The organism is Steroidobacter agaridevorans, from assembly GCF_009932555.1.
GTDB classification, from domain to species: domain Bacteria; phylum Pseudomonadota; class Gammaproteobacteria; order Steroidobacterales; family Steroidobacteraceae; genus Steroidobacter; species Steroidobacter agaridevorans.
The window spans coordinates 620,938-635,746 of the sequence record NZ_BLJO01000003.1 but is presented as its reverse complement, the minus strand read 5'-3'; the positions used below and the strand labels follow the sequence as shown (position 1 = coordinate 635,746).

Genomic DNA, 14,809 nt, shown 5'->3' with positions numbered 1-14,809 from the left:
CTGCACCAGGAGAGCCCGCCCGTTCGTTGAACTGCGCTCGCCACTCGAGCGCCAGGCTCACCCGACCCGCGGACGTCATCGCAATGATTTCTTCTTCTCCGGAGGCGCGTTGGGATCGATGAATGCGTTCGCGTCGACGCTTGCTTTGGCTCCGCCCAAGTAGCTGGCGCGAATCGCCATGCCGGGCCTTCCAGGCAGGCTCACGACGCGGCCCTCTGCATCCGCGAAGTGGTAGCCGTCCTTCTGCCGGGTAACGAACTCGCCCTCCACCGGCGTGATGGTCATGTTCCAGGTATCGATCACGTCGACCTTGAAGCGCATGCCATCGACCACGCCACGCTTGTAGAGTTGAAACGTCCAGCCCGTCGGCGCCGAGTGTCCGAAATAAGTGAGATAGTACCGCCCGGCCTGACCCACGGTGTCCGGATCGTTCCATAGATCGATGGGATCGAGCCCCTCTGCCGGTCCCTGCTCCAGTATCTTGCGAAGGAACGCGAGACGCGGCGCGCTCTGACCTCGCAGACTGCCGCCGAAAGAAGTCCATGTGTCATTGCCCAACGAATGAAAGTAGTCGCCATGGCCGACATAGGTGCCACCGACAGTGCCGCACCAGAATCGATGCACCATCTCCTGACCGCTCAAGTCGGCCCAGCGATATGACGCATCGCCTTCGTATCTCACCTCATCGTAGACCACAGGCTTGCGCCAGACATCGCGATAGATCTCCGCGCTCGCGGCAGATTGCACTGCCACGCCGTTCTGAATGCTGGCGTGAGAGATCCATGGCTTGCCGTGGTCGAACATCTCCTTGCCATTGTGGATGGAACGTAGATGATCGTATGGATCGGCCTGCTGTACGAGCCGGCCGAGACGATTCCAATCCGCCTCGGTCTTGGTGCGCAGGAAGTCGTACTCGTTGGCAAGCGACCACCACACGTTGCGGAACGCGGCGAACCGCGCGACCACATAGCGCACATAACGATCGTCGTTCTCGGCCGACATCGTCTCGAAGCCCCATCTGCCATAGGGATTGAACAGGATCAGGTCCGCCTCGATGCCCAGATCGCGCAGCTGGCCGATGCGTTTCTCGTAGTGACGAAAGAACTCCGGATTGAAGCGAGTGAAATCCCAGTCTCGCGGTGGCCGCCCCGCGAACGGCCAGCGTGACGGTGGGTGCTTGGCCATGAAGGGATTGGGCTGCTGGGTGATGAGCATGCGCGCCTTGTTGAACGGCGAGCCCGCGAGGGTTTGCAGCGTCCGCTCCTGCACTTCATCGGGCGTGTCGAGCCAGTTGTAGATGGTCGTGCCGATCTGCTTGTAGGGCGTGCCGTCGGCATACGCAAAATGATAGGTGTTGCGCACCCGGACCGGCCCATGGTTGCCCTTGCTCGGCGCGGTGACGTTGAGCTCACCGGTCTTGTTGGTCAGCTCCCAGCGGTTCGCCTTCGTTTCATACCGCCACCGCCCCTGCTCGTCGGGCATGAAGCGGATGCGGTAGATTCCATCGCCGTCGTAGAAACCATCCACCTCCACGCGTCTGCTTCCGTTATCGAATATCGCGGCGAGTCTTACATCGACGAAGGGGTTGCCGTCGCGCGGCCCCTGCAACGTGATTTCGTGGAGACCCCACTGCTCGACGGTGGCCGGTTCCGCGGCGCGCAGCAGACTCGTGACAAACAAACAAACGACCAGCACTGCGGCATGCAGCTGTTTATGCATAGACACCTCTCGATACCGAGCCGAACTCATAACGACCAGACTGCGCTTCGCAGACCAGGAAATCGCCCTCGCGAGCGAGCACTTGCAGCCCTGCCGTCTGCTCCAGGGGCTGATTCGCTTCGGTAACGGCCGAGCCCGGCGCGCTGGGAATGAATATCGTCGCAGTCGTGTTGGCTGGAACGCGCACGATCCAGGTCACTTCGTCACCGACTCGCCGCCAGGCGCTTACAATTTCGCCGTGCATGCTGCGGAAGCGGGCCCGGGCGAAACTCAGGCCGCCGCCGAGAAACGGCCGCAGCACGAACCTCTGGAAGCCGGGCACTTCGGGATCGAGCTCGATCCCGGCAACGTGCCGGAACAGCCATTCGCCCACGGAGCCGAGCGAATAGTGATTGAAGGAATTCATGTGCGGGTTGAAATAACGTTCCTCGTGCGTCCAGCCGTTCCAGCGTTCCCAGATCGTCGTCGCGCCGTGCTTCACAGGGTACAGCCACGACGGATAGTCCTCGCGGGCAAGCAGGCGATACGCGACGTCCGCGCGGCCTGCCGACGTGAGCTCGGGATTCAGGTGACTGATGCCGATGAAGCCCGTGCTCAAGTGCCAGTCCAGCGCGCGGATGTTTTCCACCAGGTGATCGACGGCCGCGCCGCGAAGCTCGACTGGCAGCAGATCGAAAGCCAACGCCAGCAGATAGCCCGTTTGAGTGTTGGGCGTGACGCGCCCGTTCGGCTCGACCCACTCCCTCTGGAAAGCCGCGCGCACATGCTCGAACATGTTCCGGAAGCGCCGCGCGTCCGACTCTCGGCCGAGTTCATGAGCGATGCGCGCCAGCTTGGCGCAATCGTCGGCCCAGTACGCAGTCGCGAGCAGGTATTTCATCGGTGAATGCGTGCCGAACGAGGTGTCGCTCGGAATGCACAGCCAGTCGCCGTAGTTGTTGCCCAAGTCATGCACGCGCATTCCATCCGGGTTGCGCGAGGCGATCCAGTCCACCCACTTGACCATGGCCGCGTAGTGACGCTCCAGGATCCGGCGGTCACCGTAGATGCGCCAGATCATGTAAGGCACGATGACACCTGCATCGGCCCAGCCGGCCGACCCGGCGAGATTGTCCAGGCCAACGAAATTCTCGCCCTCGCGCAAGCGGGGCGCGGTGTCTGGAAAGATGCCTTCCGGTGTCTGCGCGTCTGCTACGTCGATCATCCACTTCGTGAAGAACGCAGCGACATCCATGTTGTAGCTGGCGGTCCGCAGGAAAACCTGGGCATCGCCCATCCACCCGAGCCGCTCGTCGCGCTGAGGACAATCGGTAGGGACGGAAAGGAAGTTATCCTTCTGCGACCACAGGCCATTCAGCCACAGACGATTGATCGCGGGATGTGAGCACAGGAAGTCGCCTGCCTCCGGCGTTGCGGACCGCACTACGCAGCCTGTCACTGCTCGCTCATCCGGCACACCGGCGAGCCCGGACAGCTCGACGTATTGAAAACCGTGGAACGTGAAATGCGGTTGGAATGTTTCTTCACCGCCGCCCTTGCAGACATACACGTCAGTGGCTTTGGCTCTGCGCAGATTGTCGGTGTAGAGCGTGCGGTCCGGATTGAGTCGTTCGCCGTGTCGGATCGTGATACGTGTGCCCGCGGGCGAGCGCACTCTCAGTCGAACCCAGCCCGCGATGTTCTGCCCGAGGTCGTAGATGTATGTTCCGAGCGCGATCTGGTGCATGGCGACCGGCGCGAGTTGCTCGACGACACGCACCGGTTCGGATCGCTGTGCAACCAGCACTGCGGCAGGCGCGGCCACTTCCCGAGCCGCGAGCCAACCCTGCTGGGCAAAGCTCGGCTGATCCCATCCCCTGCGTTCGCGGCGCGCGTCGTAGAATTCTCCCATCATGAAATCGGAGCTGAGGATCGGGCCGGTGTTGCAGGTCCACGAGCGATCGGTGCCGATGAGGATGCGCCGGCCATCGGTGAGCTCGATCTCCAGCTGCACGAGCAGGCTGTTTTCGAGCGATCCGTAGCGGGCGCGCGTCTCCTGCCATCCGACGTAACCGCTCCACCAACCATCGCCGAGCGTTGCGCCCAGCGCGTTCCGCCCCTCCGCCAACAGCGCGGTGACATCATATGTTCGGTAGTGAATGCGCATGTCGTAGTCGGTCCATTCCGGCGCGAAGATATCGTCGCCGACGCGACGACCGTTGGCGCGCAGCTCGAACACACCACGAGCACTGACGTAAAGCGTCGCGCGCGAGATCGGGCCGGGCACATCGAACTCCCTGCGGAACATCGCCGGGGTGCCGGAATCGATCAGCGTTGGTGCAGTGGCCTGCGCGTCACGACCGATGATTTCCGTCGGCGCGCAGATCCAATGCGCCGTCCATGCCGATGCTTCCAGCAATCCCATCGTCCAGGCCGCCCAGGCGGATCGCGCCGCGCAGTCATTTTCATCCCAGACTTCAACGTCCCAATGGCAAGCGTCACGTGAAGATAGCGGACTGCCCGCATACACGACGTGCGCAGTCTGGCCGCTTTCGACGCGCCCACTGTCCCACCGATCAGCCTCGCCTGCCGCAAGCTTCTCCGCCGTACTGGCAACGCGAATGCGGTACGCCATCTGTCTTGCGCCCCGCCGCTCGGATTCGAGGATCCAGCTCAGGCGTGGCGCCCGTTCGTCGATGCCGAGCGGATCGACCAGATACTCGCAACGCAGATTGACTATGCTCAATCGACTGCCGCCGGGCGCCGCGATCATCTCCGGGCACGCTCGCTTTCGATCTGCTCCAGCGGTTTGCCGGAGGTGTTGGGCATGAAGAGGAAGCCGACCGCACCGCTGATCACCAGAAACAGCGTCAGTAGCGTGGCCAGCGTGGAGATGTCACCTCGACTGGCGATCGCCGGCACGAAGAAGCTCCAGATGCCGACCGCGATGCGCGCCGTGCCAAAAGTGAGTCCTTGCGCCGTCCCTCGCAGCAGAGTCGGAAACAGCTCCTGACTGAACACCTTGTAGAATGCCTCGCCCGCCAGCGCGCCGCCCGACGCGAACAGGGCGATGTTCAGCACGATCACCGGAATGCTGAATGGCATCACGATCAGAAGCACATAGGCGAAGATCTGGGCAACGGCGCCGACCGCCCACAGCCGTTTGCGCGTCTCGTGACTGCGATCGGCGTACGGCATGAACACGAACCACCCGACCAGCATCGCGCTGACGAAGGCGATGCTTGGCAACCCTACCGCGAGCGCCTGGACGTTGGCTGCGTCCGCTTCGATATGCTTGGAGATGAGATATGAGTTGAATGCCCCGGCCGTGCCTGCCGCGAGATTCCAGAACAGATAGATCGTGAGCGTCCACAGCAGCGCACGCAGGTTTGCCCCGGCAAACAGTGCGTGAATGCTCTGACTCGCCGTAGCGGTGGCCGCCTTCCAGCGAGCCGACTCGCTCAGCCCACGACGCATCGCCCACGTGACCATCGCCACGACGAACAGATGCAACAGAACGATGCGGATGCCCAGCAATCCCCATCGGGAGAGCGCCAACGCCAGCCACAATACGATCGCCGGGCCGAGGCACCACGCAACCTGCGTCAGTCCGAGCAGTTTTCCTCGAGCCTTCGCCGGCGCGAGCTCGCCAACCAGCGCCAGCGAGGTCGGCACGTCCGCACCTACCGCGAGACCGACTACGAACGTGCCCAGGAACAGCATTGCGGGATTGATCGCGAACGCGATGCAAAGGATGCCAGCGGCGTAGACGAGCAGGTCGTATTGATAGATCCGCTTGCGCCCGAGCTTGTCGCCAAGCCAGCCGCCAACAAAAGCGCCCAGCGCGCAACCGATGGCGTTGGGACCGATGGCGGCCAACGCGCCCACCGCAGTGTCGGTCAGGCCGAAGCGCTGCTGGAACAACGCCATCGCCGCGCCGAGCGCGACGATGGAGCCGGCGTCCAGATATGAAGCCATACCCGCCAGCGCGGACCACTTCCATTGCTGGCGGGTCACGACAACGGCGCCGTGTGCAGCTTCGGAGCCGAGCGGCAACTCCATCGCCGCCTGCAGTTCGTCCTCGCGATTGACTGTCACTGGCGGGCTGACGAGCAACTGTGGGCGACGATAATTAGCGATTTTTCAACACAGACCGCGCTTTGCGTGACCAAGCCAGTCGCGGCTACGCTGCTGTACGTGCCTGTGTAGCGCAGTTCGCGATTGCGCCGCTGCATGTCGTATCCCCCGTCATCGTCTGCTCGATCGCTCTGGATAGCTCGCGAGTACGCGACCTGTCTCGACGCCCTGTACGGTCACATTAAAGGCAACCAGGCCAGCACTTCTTCTCGAAACACCCGTAAGACTTCCGGGATCGTAATTTTCGGGCGCGCTGGGAACACAGGTCGACGTTGGCCTCGCGCAGCGAGGAGACGCTCCAGGCGTTCATTGACTCCGCGACGTGCACGTCGTGCCTTGGTCATGCGCGGCCGGACGACCATCGCGTCTGAGTCGACAAACGCTCGCTTCGTCAACGCATCCTAGCGAGGCCGCGTGACCGAGTTGGCTGACTCCGACCTGGGCAGCATCCAGTCCGCGCGTTGCGCGAAATCAGATTGGATATCCGGGAGCCACTTGCGAATGCTGTCGGCGCCGGAGTCATCGTACCAGTGCCTCGTGGCCGGATTGCGTCGGGCGTATTGTCCGCCCCATCCACCTTGATCGGGCTGCTCCGGATCGTTCAAGCCGCGCGTCGCGCTGACCAGATGCAGGAACGAGGGGGTGTCGCCTTCCTTCATGCCCGGCTCGTCCGGATCGAAACCGCTGCGCGGGTACACCGCCCCCAACGGACCGTGACCTTCGCGAACGTTGGCGCTTATCCACTGCAGATCGCCCAGGGGTGAATCGTGAGCAAACATTCCCGCGTAGGTCCGTTGCGAGACGATGACGAACAACTGCGGAAACGTATCCAGCAGCCACTGCCCGGAGCCATCCTGCCCGGTCTTCTGGCCCAGCCCGATCATGAAGATGCGCAGCTTTGCAATGAAACGCTGCAGTTCGGCCGGGCTGCGAGTCTGCTGTACTTTCCAGATGGCCTGGGCCACATCGCCCGAGCCGCCCCAGACGCAGATCCAGAGCGGACGAGGGTCGGATCGGTCCACGGCCCGGATGATGGCTTGCGAAGCTTCCGAATCCTTACCCTGCCCGATCACCTCATCGACGGGTTTGCCCCACGTGCCGGAGCGGCCCTGCCACGTCACCGCCCGCAATTGATCCGCAGTCGGATAGCGACCATCGCGCAGGCGAAGGTTCTCATCGACCTGGTCGTAGAGATCCAGGATATCTAGGATGTGCCGTTTGTTTGCGACGTTGGCGAACGTGCCGGCTGAGGCGACCAGCCCCTCGACGTCGAGGTCGTTCGTATACAGCAGGAACCGCACCATCGACTGCACATCGTCCGGGTCGCTGCGCTTTTCGGCGGGCCCCTGCCCGCTCTTGCCTGCAATGACGTCCAGCGGCGGGAAATCAGAAGTGACGATCACGCGCGGCGCGGTGCCGGCGGCAGGGCGCGACTGCGCGCAACAAGTGCCGGCGCCAATCAGGCCAGTCACGAGAACTAAAAATGGTCGAATCAGTATCTTCATGGTTCGTCAGCTTTGCTCCGGCGGAAGCAGCATCGTAAAAAATCATTTGTCTGCAGTGCGAAGGTTTGCAGTAGTCTGTGCCCTCAGCGAAGCAGTTTCCCAGCGTCCACGGCCATGATCCGAGTGAAGTTCGTAGACGAACGAGGCGAGCGCGTCGTCGAGGCCGCCGAAGGCGAAACCCTGATGCAGGCGGCGCGCTACGACGCGTTCACCACCTTGCTGGGCGAGTGCGGCGGCTCATGCATCTGCGCTTCGTGTCACGCGTATATCGACGCCGCCTGGCTGCAGGCGCTGCCCCCGGTCTCGATCAACGAAGCTCAGATGCTCGATGTGATCGAGAATTGCCGGTACAACTCGCGCCTGACCTGCCGTGTTCGCCTCAAGCCGGAACTGGACGGCATCACCGTTCGCATACCGCGCAGAGCCGGATAGCTGCCGGGGCAGATGACGGGCTCGCCGCTCGCGGCGGGCCCGTCGTTCTCTGCCAATCTCCCGCTCTATCGGATCGCGTACTGGACTCCGAAGAAGTACTGCCGTCCCGAGCCGTTCGAAAGATCTTCCAGCAGCAGGCCATTGGTGCCCATCAACGTGTGGGTGACTTCATCCGTCAAGTTCAGCATGTCCAAGCTGACGCTCAGCGCATCGTTGAACCGGTAGCTCACCTTGGCGTCGAGCAGGTTGATGTCGTCCGTGATGTCTTCGCCCGCATCCGGAGCCCCCGGAACGTTGAACAGCGAAGGAACCCGGGTCGCGGCATCGCCCGTGTGTGTGTACGAGACGCGCCCGGAGAAGCCGGCCTTTTCATACCACAAGGTCGCGTTGTAGGCCGTGTCGGACTGATTCAACAATCGGCCCTTCGTATCGCCATACCTCACCTCGGATGAGATATCGGTGTAGTTGAGCTTCACACCAAAGGAGCGGATCCAGTTGGGACCGAAGTTGAACGGTGTCTGAAACTGCAGCTCGTATCCTTCCAGCGTTCCGCCCGGGCCGTTTTGTACTGCAATGTAGTCGAACAGATCCTGCGGTGTGGCGGGGGTATTCGCCAGCAGACTGTCCGGCAGTCCCAGCGACTGCCAGGTGACCCGTCTCGTGACGCTCGCGGGGAAGGATTCGATGTCCTTGCCGAAGTAAGCCAGCGACACGAGGGCTTCTTCAGCGAAATACCATTCGACAGCCAGGTCGATCGCTTCGGCACGAAACGGCTCGAGGCCCGGATTGCCGGCGGTGTAGCGGCGGTTGAATCCATCCACGGTCCCGCCAGGCGTCAGATCGGCGAGATCCGGTCGTGCCATCACTTTAGCCCATGAAGCACGCACGACGACGCCGTCGGTGGCCCACAGTCCGAGATTGACCGAGGGCAGCGTGTCGCTGTACTCCCTGGTGACTGTGACGGGCGCAGTGGCAATGTCGCCGGTGGAGTCCACTTCGGTCTCGACGTAGCGCACGCCCACGTTGCCGAAGAACCGACGGGAAGCGATCTCGGTCTTGAAATCCAGCTGCGCATAGGCACCCGAATCGGTTTCCTGCACGTTGCGCCGCCCGGCGGATCCAGGCGAAATCCCGAAGCACGGATCGTTGGCAAGCGAGCCGGCACCCGGAAAATTGAGCTGCGCGGCGAAGGCATCCCAGTCTGCCAGGAAATAGCTCTGCCCGCGCCAATCGGTGTAGACACGACCGAGGTTGCTGCCGACCGCGAGCTGCTGCTGCGTGATATTGCATCCCGCCGGTGGCGCGACAACTCCCTGCGGGCTGCCGTGCAGGCTCAAGTTTCTATTCGAGGCGAGCAGATCGAACTCATACTCCTTCTGCGAAGCGCCGCCGCTCAGCTTGAATGTGTCGTTGATCTCCCAGCTCAGATCGGCTTTGAGCGTGTCGTAGGTATTTTCGTTGAAGTATTCGAGGTAGCGGCTTTCGGAGATCAGCCAGTTCGCCGGATTGGCCAGGTCGAAACCGTAGGTGAAGGTGGGGTTGGACTGCCCGTTGCGGTAGTCGTACGTGAAGTTCTGATTGAAGGCTTCCAGAATGGCGAGGGTTTCGACGGCTTCAGACTTGGCCTTGGACGTGCCCGCCAGAATTCGCAGGTTGACGTTCTCGCCGAGGCCTTGCTCGAGCGTCAACGAGAACGTATTCATGGTGGACTCGTTGTCCCGCTCGACGCCTTCGGAACGGATGTCTATGCCCGACATGTCCGCGTAGAGCAATGCGTTCTTGGATGCATCGTACTCATAGGCGTTGAGGGTCGTTTCGAGCCGGCCGGTGTTGGTGGTTCGTGACAGGGAGATCGGCGTGAGCGCCGGGTCGCTCGACGTCCAATCGAAGCTCGAATGCAGCGCGTCGAACGTCAGCAGCGTCGAATCGGTGGGCGCCCACTGCAGCGCTCCGGTCGCTCCCAGGGACTCGAAGTTCTTGGTACCGTTGAAATAGCGAGGGAAGCGCGGGTGATACGCGTTGTTGATCTCGGCCGGCAGGCTGGCCGAGTTGCGCCACCGATTGGCGCCCGCCCCACTGTTCGCTTCCCATCGGCCGGAGTTGTGACTCTCGTTGGCGGTATGGGTGTCCGAGTACGCTACCGACAGCGCGCCGCCGAATGTCCCTGCATCGTTCTTCATGCTCAGCAGAGCGGCGAACCGCGGGTCCAGCTTATTGGCGTTCTCGTTCTGCCCCAGCTCCGCGGAAGTCACGAATGTGTTTCGATCCATCTCCAGCGGACGCGCCGTGTGCAGGTCGATGGTAGCCCCCAGCGAGCCCTCCTCCATCCTCGCCTCCGTGGACTTGGCAACGTCGATCCGGGTGAACAGCTCGGATGCAAACACGTTGAAATCGAAGGAGCGATCTCGCGTGTTGAAGTCCACAGCCTGCACTTCCATGCCGTTCAGCGTGGTGCGCGTAAACGTGGAGTTAAGTCCGCGCACGGTGAGGTTCTTGCCTCGACCGTCGGCGCGGGTGGTCGTCACGCCTGGGATGCGCGCCATGGCTTCGGCCAGATTGGTATCCGGGAAGTCGCCAATGTCTTCGGCGACGATGCTGTCGCCCATGATGATGCTATCTCTTTTCAGGTCGAGGCTGGCATTCAAGCTGCTGCGATAGCCTGTGACGACGATTTCCTCCAACGCTCCGGGCTGGTTCGGCTCGGACTGAGCCGAACCGAACTGCGAATAGGCCGAGGTGCCGATCAGGAGCGAGCACACGGTAAGCCGCTTTGCGAACGAACTCATCTGGATTCCCCCAACTAGATGTAACGACATGCGCCGGGCTCGGAAGCCCGGCGCTGCCGGTTGCTTTATGCTGGCGGGTTATAAGTAACGGATGGCTCCAGGCGATTCATCCTGTATTCCGCGCAAATTCACCTGTATCCTGACACCGGTGGCAGTTGCGGGATCGGCGCCGAGATCCGATCGAGGACGAGCCAACCAGAATTGTCACGATCGATGCGGCGACAACTCGACTCCGCTGGTCGATCGAGAATGGAAAGGATGCGGACCAAGCTGCTAACAAGGCGAGCGGGACTGCACCTCGCAGCCCCGCTCGGAAAGGAAGGTTACCTGCCGACGAGAACTCCGACTTGCACCGGTCCGAAGCTCAGGCCGCTGGCCGGTTCAGTGACGTTATACGTGAAGCTCGCAAGTCCGCTCGCGTTCGGTGCCGCCGTGAAGCGCGCGGTACGACCATCGCCGAGCAGCGTCACGGTTCCGTTGTTGTCGGACGCGACGCTGAAGGCGAGACCGGTCAAACCGCCGTTCAAGCTGGCGAGATCCACATCCACCGAGCCGTTGCGATTGCAGACGGCATGACCGTCGGCGAGCCAGTTGAGATATTTCTCGAGCATGGTGTAGCCGCTCGCGTCCGTGTCATTACGATCCGCCGCATTGGAAGAGTTCAATCCCAGCGCGGCCTCCCAGAAATCCGGCATGCCATCGCTGTCGGCATCCGCCGGCGCGGCCTCCGAAGCAAGCGTCGGCCAGCCGCCGACCTGGGATGGATTGTTGATGATCTGGCCGGTTTGCTGACGAATCGTGCTGGCGATGCGTCGGTCGACGGCGTCGCGCCGCCAGGGCATCGCACCTCCCTGAGTCAACACGCGAAGATAGGCACTTCCCGCTGAATCACTCGCCACCGGCGGTACGTCGAATGCTGTGCTCTGGCGCGCATGACTTCCGCAGAACATGCTCCAACCGGTGTCCGTACCGTCGACCAAGCCATTCTTGTTCAGATCGATCAGATTGCCCGACTGGTAGGTCCTGAGGCTGCCGCCACTGTCCATTGCGCAGGTGGAGTTCGAACTGGGGCCGGCGATGAGATAGTTGCCGATGTAGTTCAATTCGATGGTTGCATCGTCGGGTCCGCTGTAGCCGATGCGATCCCCCCAGTTGTAGAACACGTTGTTGCGCAGATCCAGGCGGAAACCTGCATTCGGCGGATCGGTGCCGGGGCGAGGGTTGCGGCTCAGGTTGTGCGCCCAAAGGTTGTGATGCCACGAATAGATGGTGGAATGCTGAGAAGCGATGATGCTGCCGAAAGCATGTCCAGCTGGATTCAACGCCTCGGTGATGTAGGAGTGCTGCACGGTCAGGTCCCGCACATCGCGGCTCGCTGACAACACTTCATCGGAGCCCCACGACGCCGATACATGGTCGATGATGATATTCCGGCCGGAGCTGATCCACATTCCGTCGATGGCCGCGCTCGACCCGGGACGGACGCGAAGGTGGCGAACGATTACGTCAGTGGCGCCGCCCGTCACGTTGAAACTCTGATTGCGCAGGGCGATCCCATCCCCTGGCGCGCTCTGACCGGCGATCGTGAGCTTGGATTTATTGATCGACAGCGTCGAATTCAGGGCGATGGTGCCGGAGACCTTGAAGAGAATCGTGCGCCCGCTGGCGGGTGTGCCGGCGATGCCGGCTCGCAAAGAACCCGTTCCCGAATCGGCCAGCGTCGTCACGTAATAAACATCTCCGCCACGACCGCCGGTAGCGTTGGCGCCGGCGCCTTGGGCTCCGGGAAACGCGGCGAGCGCGCCAGCGACGACCGTAAGTGTGGCCGCCTGGCTTGGGACGGAGCCGACGGCGTTACTCACATCCACGCTGTAGCTCCCGGCATGCGAGACCTGGACATTCGATATCGAGTAGCTGTTGCTGGTTGCGCCGGCGATGGTCGAGCCATTCCTGCGCCACTGATAGCTCAGCGGCTCGGTGCCCATGGCGATGACGCTGAATGTAACGTTGCTGCCGGTTGCGACGCTCTGGCTCTGCGGGTGGGAGGTGATGGTCGGTGCGACCGGCACGCTGTTCACCGTAAGCGACGCTACCTCGCTGGTGACCGAACCCGCCGAATTGCTCACGATGACGGCATAGTTGCCGGCATGCGATGCCTGCACGTTGGTGATGGTGTAGCTGGGGGCGGTCGCGCCGGCGAGGTTCGTCCCGTTTCTTTGCCACTGATAGCTCAGCGGCTGCGTCCCTGTGGCGGTGACGCTGAAGGTGACGTTACTGCCCGCCGCCACGGTTCGACTTTGCGGCTGCGAGCTGATGGTTGGAGCGCTCGCGCCGGCAAGACTCCGCAGCTGATACGCGTTGAAGATCGCGGTGGCATTCGGCACGGAAGAGTCCGTGCCTGTGTTGCCGCCGGTGAGCGTGATCATCTGAGTCGCAGCATCGGCGGTGAACACCCCCGTGACGTACTGGCCGATGCCGCCGAGCGCGTTTTGAACGTTGTGCTCGAGGCTCACATTGCTGGTCCCGCCACCCACCACCGTGATCAGCCCGGGATTGTTCTGACCTAGATTCACGACGCGGTAGTCGTGCACCCAGAGCTGGAACTCATAAGGCGTACCGACCGTCAGGTTCTTCAAAGTCAGAGTGGTACGCGCCGTGGCTGCGGCGTTGGCCACGTCGCCATCGTTGAAGTGTCCCGAGGAGAGCAGGTTCTTGTAGTTGACCGACAGGCCACTGAACGGTGCACTGTTGCCGCCGAACCCCTGAAAGCCGTTGACGTTGCTGCCGTCGCTGGTCACCAGAGCATCGCCATTGGGAAGATTGGTGGTGGTGCCCACGTACGGGGAGCGCGCGAATGTCACTCCATTTACCGTCACATCGATGTCGAGTGATTGCCCCTGTCTGGTGAGATTGGCTGCTCGCACCAGCGTGCCATTGGTGCTCACATCGGCCTCACTCGTGATGTTCACAGGTGAGCTCCAGCTGATGACAGCCGCCTCGGCGCTGCATATCAGCGCTGCCGCGGCAAACAGACCCAATCCGGAGACGAGTCTTCTACGTATCCTGGAATAGCTATGCATCTTTGCACCCTTCCATGAGTAGTGATCGAGCGGTAGTGATCGAGCGTCGATGGCGACGCGCGTGCGGATGCCGTCAGCTCGCGTCAACCGGCTGGGCTAACGGTTCCCCCGAGCCGATGATTTACCGCCGCTCGAAGCCCGCTTCCACCTGTTTTCTATCGATGATGTCTTGAATGCTAAGCCGGTGGCCTGGATCTATTCCGACAGGCTCCCGGCGCGAAGGATCAGCCAGCCCGGCCCTTCGGTGCGCCGAACCTGTCGAGTGCGACCGCGACGATGATCACCAGACCCTTGATGACCTGCTGCCAGAAAGGAGACACGTCGAGCAGAAACAGGCCGTTGTTGAGCACACCGATGATGAGACAACCAATGACCGTTCCCACGATGGAGCCTCGGCCGCCGGATAGCGACGTGCCGCCAATCACCACGGCGGCGATGGAGTCGAGCTCGTAACCCAGACCCGCATTGGGCTGCGCGGAATCGAGACGCGCCGTCACGAGGAGGCCGGCAACTCCGCTCAGCACGCCGCCGACGACGTACACGATCAGCTTGACTCGCTCGACGCGTACCCCCGCGAGAAGCGCGGCTCGCTCGCTGCCGCCGACGGCATAGAGATGCCGGCCGAAAGCTGTGCGCTTGCAAACGAGCGCAGCGAGCATGACGATCACCAGTACTTCCCAAACCGGCATGGGGATGCCGAGCCATGCGCCTGTGCCGATGAAGCCGAACGATGGCCCGAGTCCAGTGATAGGAAATCCTCCGGTCCACAGCAACGTGAGGCCGCGCGCGATACTGAGCATCGCAAGCGTAGCGACGAAGGGTGGCAGCTGCAGGCGCGTGATCGCTAAGCCATTGCACGCGCCCGCTGCGGCACCAACGGCAATAGCCGACACGATGGCGCCGGTGATTGTGAAATCGAGGTGCACGCCAAGAAAAGGCAACGCAATGCCTTGCTTGAGCAAGCCCGCCGCCACCGCCCCGGAGAGCGCCAGCACGGCGCCGACAGACAGGTCGATGCCGCCGCTGATGATGATCAGTGTCATGCCTACCGACAGGCACAGATTCACCGAGATCTGCCGCAGAATATTCCAACCGTTATCGGACGTAAGGAAGGTGTCAGTCATCAGGCCGAGGCCGACGACCATTAACGCGAGCGCGAGCAGCGACTGCA

At 62.2% G+C, this 14,809-nt stretch carries 8 protein-coding genes; 1 reads left to right on the top strand and 7 read right to left on the bottom strand.

The annotated features are described in order from the left end of the window. Positions 1-75: 75 nt before the first annotated feature. The 4 genes from GYH35_RS13605 to GYH35_RS13590 all read right to left on the bottom strand — a co-directional run bounded on the left by GYH35_RS13605 (position 76) and on the right by GYH35_RS13590 (position 7,340). Entirely contained in the window at positions 76-1,719 is a 1,644-nt protein-coding gene (locus tag GYH35_RS13605; protein WP_161828712.1) for a DUF5060 domain-containing protein, read from the bottom strand. After that, entirely contained in the window at positions 1,712-4,444 is a 2,733-nt protein-coding gene (locus GYH35_RS13600) for a glycoside hydrolase family 78 protein (protein ID WP_202624307.1), read from the bottom strand. Before GYH35_RS13600 ends, GYH35_RS13605 begins: the two co-directional genes overlap by 8 nt. 23 nt (positions 4,445-4,467) lie before the next feature. Next, positions 4,468-5,760 carry an MFS transporter gene (locus GYH35_RS13595; protein WP_407700209.1) on the bottom strand — a complete coding sequence of 431 codons (1,293 nt, stop codon included), beginning with the start codon at positions 5,758-5,760 and terminating at the stop codon, positions 4,468-4,470. 476 nt (positions 5,761-6,236) lie between these two features. After that, positions 6,237-7,340, bottom strand: a complete 1,104-nt coding sequence (locus tag GYH35_RS13590) for a DUF1593 domain-containing protein (protein ID WP_161828710.1) — start codon at positions 7,338-7,340, stop codon at positions 6,237-6,239. A 123-nt stretch (positions 7,341-7,463) separates the two neighbouring features. Here GYH35_RS13590 and GYH35_RS13585 point away from each other — a divergent pair, with 123 nt between their 5' ends. Then, a complete protein-coding gene (locus GYH35_RS13585; protein ID WP_161828709.1) occupies positions 7,464-7,772 on the top strand; it encodes a 2Fe-2S iron-sulfur cluster-binding protein in 309 nt (102 codons plus the stop codon). 65 nt (positions 7,773-7,837) lie between these two features. On the opposite strand, the gene GYH35_RS13580 is transcribed toward GYH35_RS13585, so the two are convergent. The 3 genes from GYH35_RS13580 to GYH35_RS13570 form a co-directional block, all read right to left on the bottom strand. Next, positions 7,838-10,558, bottom strand: a complete 2,721-nt coding sequence (locus GYH35_RS13580) for a TonB-dependent receptor (RefSeq protein ID WP_161828708.1) — start codon at positions 10,556-10,558, stop codon at positions 7,838-7,840. A 323-nt stretch (positions 10,559-10,881) separates the two neighbouring features. After that, positions 10,882-13,527: an immunoglobulin domain-containing protein gene (locus GYH35_RS13575; RefSeq protein WP_161828707.1), complete on the bottom strand. Its 2,646-nt coding sequence runs from the start codon at positions 13,525-13,527 to the stop codon at positions 10,882-10,884. A 335-nt stretch (positions 13,528-13,862) separates the two neighbouring features. Continuing rightward, a complete protein-coding gene (locus GYH35_RS13570) occupies positions 13,863-14,783 on the bottom strand; it encodes an ABC transporter permease (protein WP_161828850.1) in 921 nt (306 codons plus the stop codon). Between the last annotated feature and the right edge of the window lie 26 nt (positions 14,784-14,809).

What these genes read in the sequence shown, in the direction of transcription:
- GYH35_RS13570 (WP_161828850.1), bottom strand. Translation starts at nt 14,783, where the DNA reads ATGGTCGTCGGCCTCGGCCTGATGACTGACACCTTCCTTACGTCCGAT.
- GYH35_RS13595 (WP_407700209.1), bottom strand. Translation starts at nt 5,760, where the DNA reads ATGGAGTTGCCGCTCGGCTCCGAAGCTGCACACGGCGCCGTTGTCGTG.
- GYH35_RS13605 (WP_161828712.1), bottom strand. Translation starts at nt 1,719, where the DNA reads ATGCATAAACAGCTGCATGCCGCAGTGCTGGTCGTTTGTTTGTTTGTC.
- GYH35_RS13590 (WP_161828710.1), bottom strand. Translation starts at nt 7,340, where the DNA reads ATGAAGATACTGATTCGACCATTTTTAGTTCTCGTGACTGGCCTGATT.
- GYH35_RS13580 (WP_161828708.1), bottom strand. Translation starts at nt 10,558, where the DNA reads ATGAGTTCGTTCGCAAAGCGGCTTACCGTGTGCTCGCTCCTGATCGGC.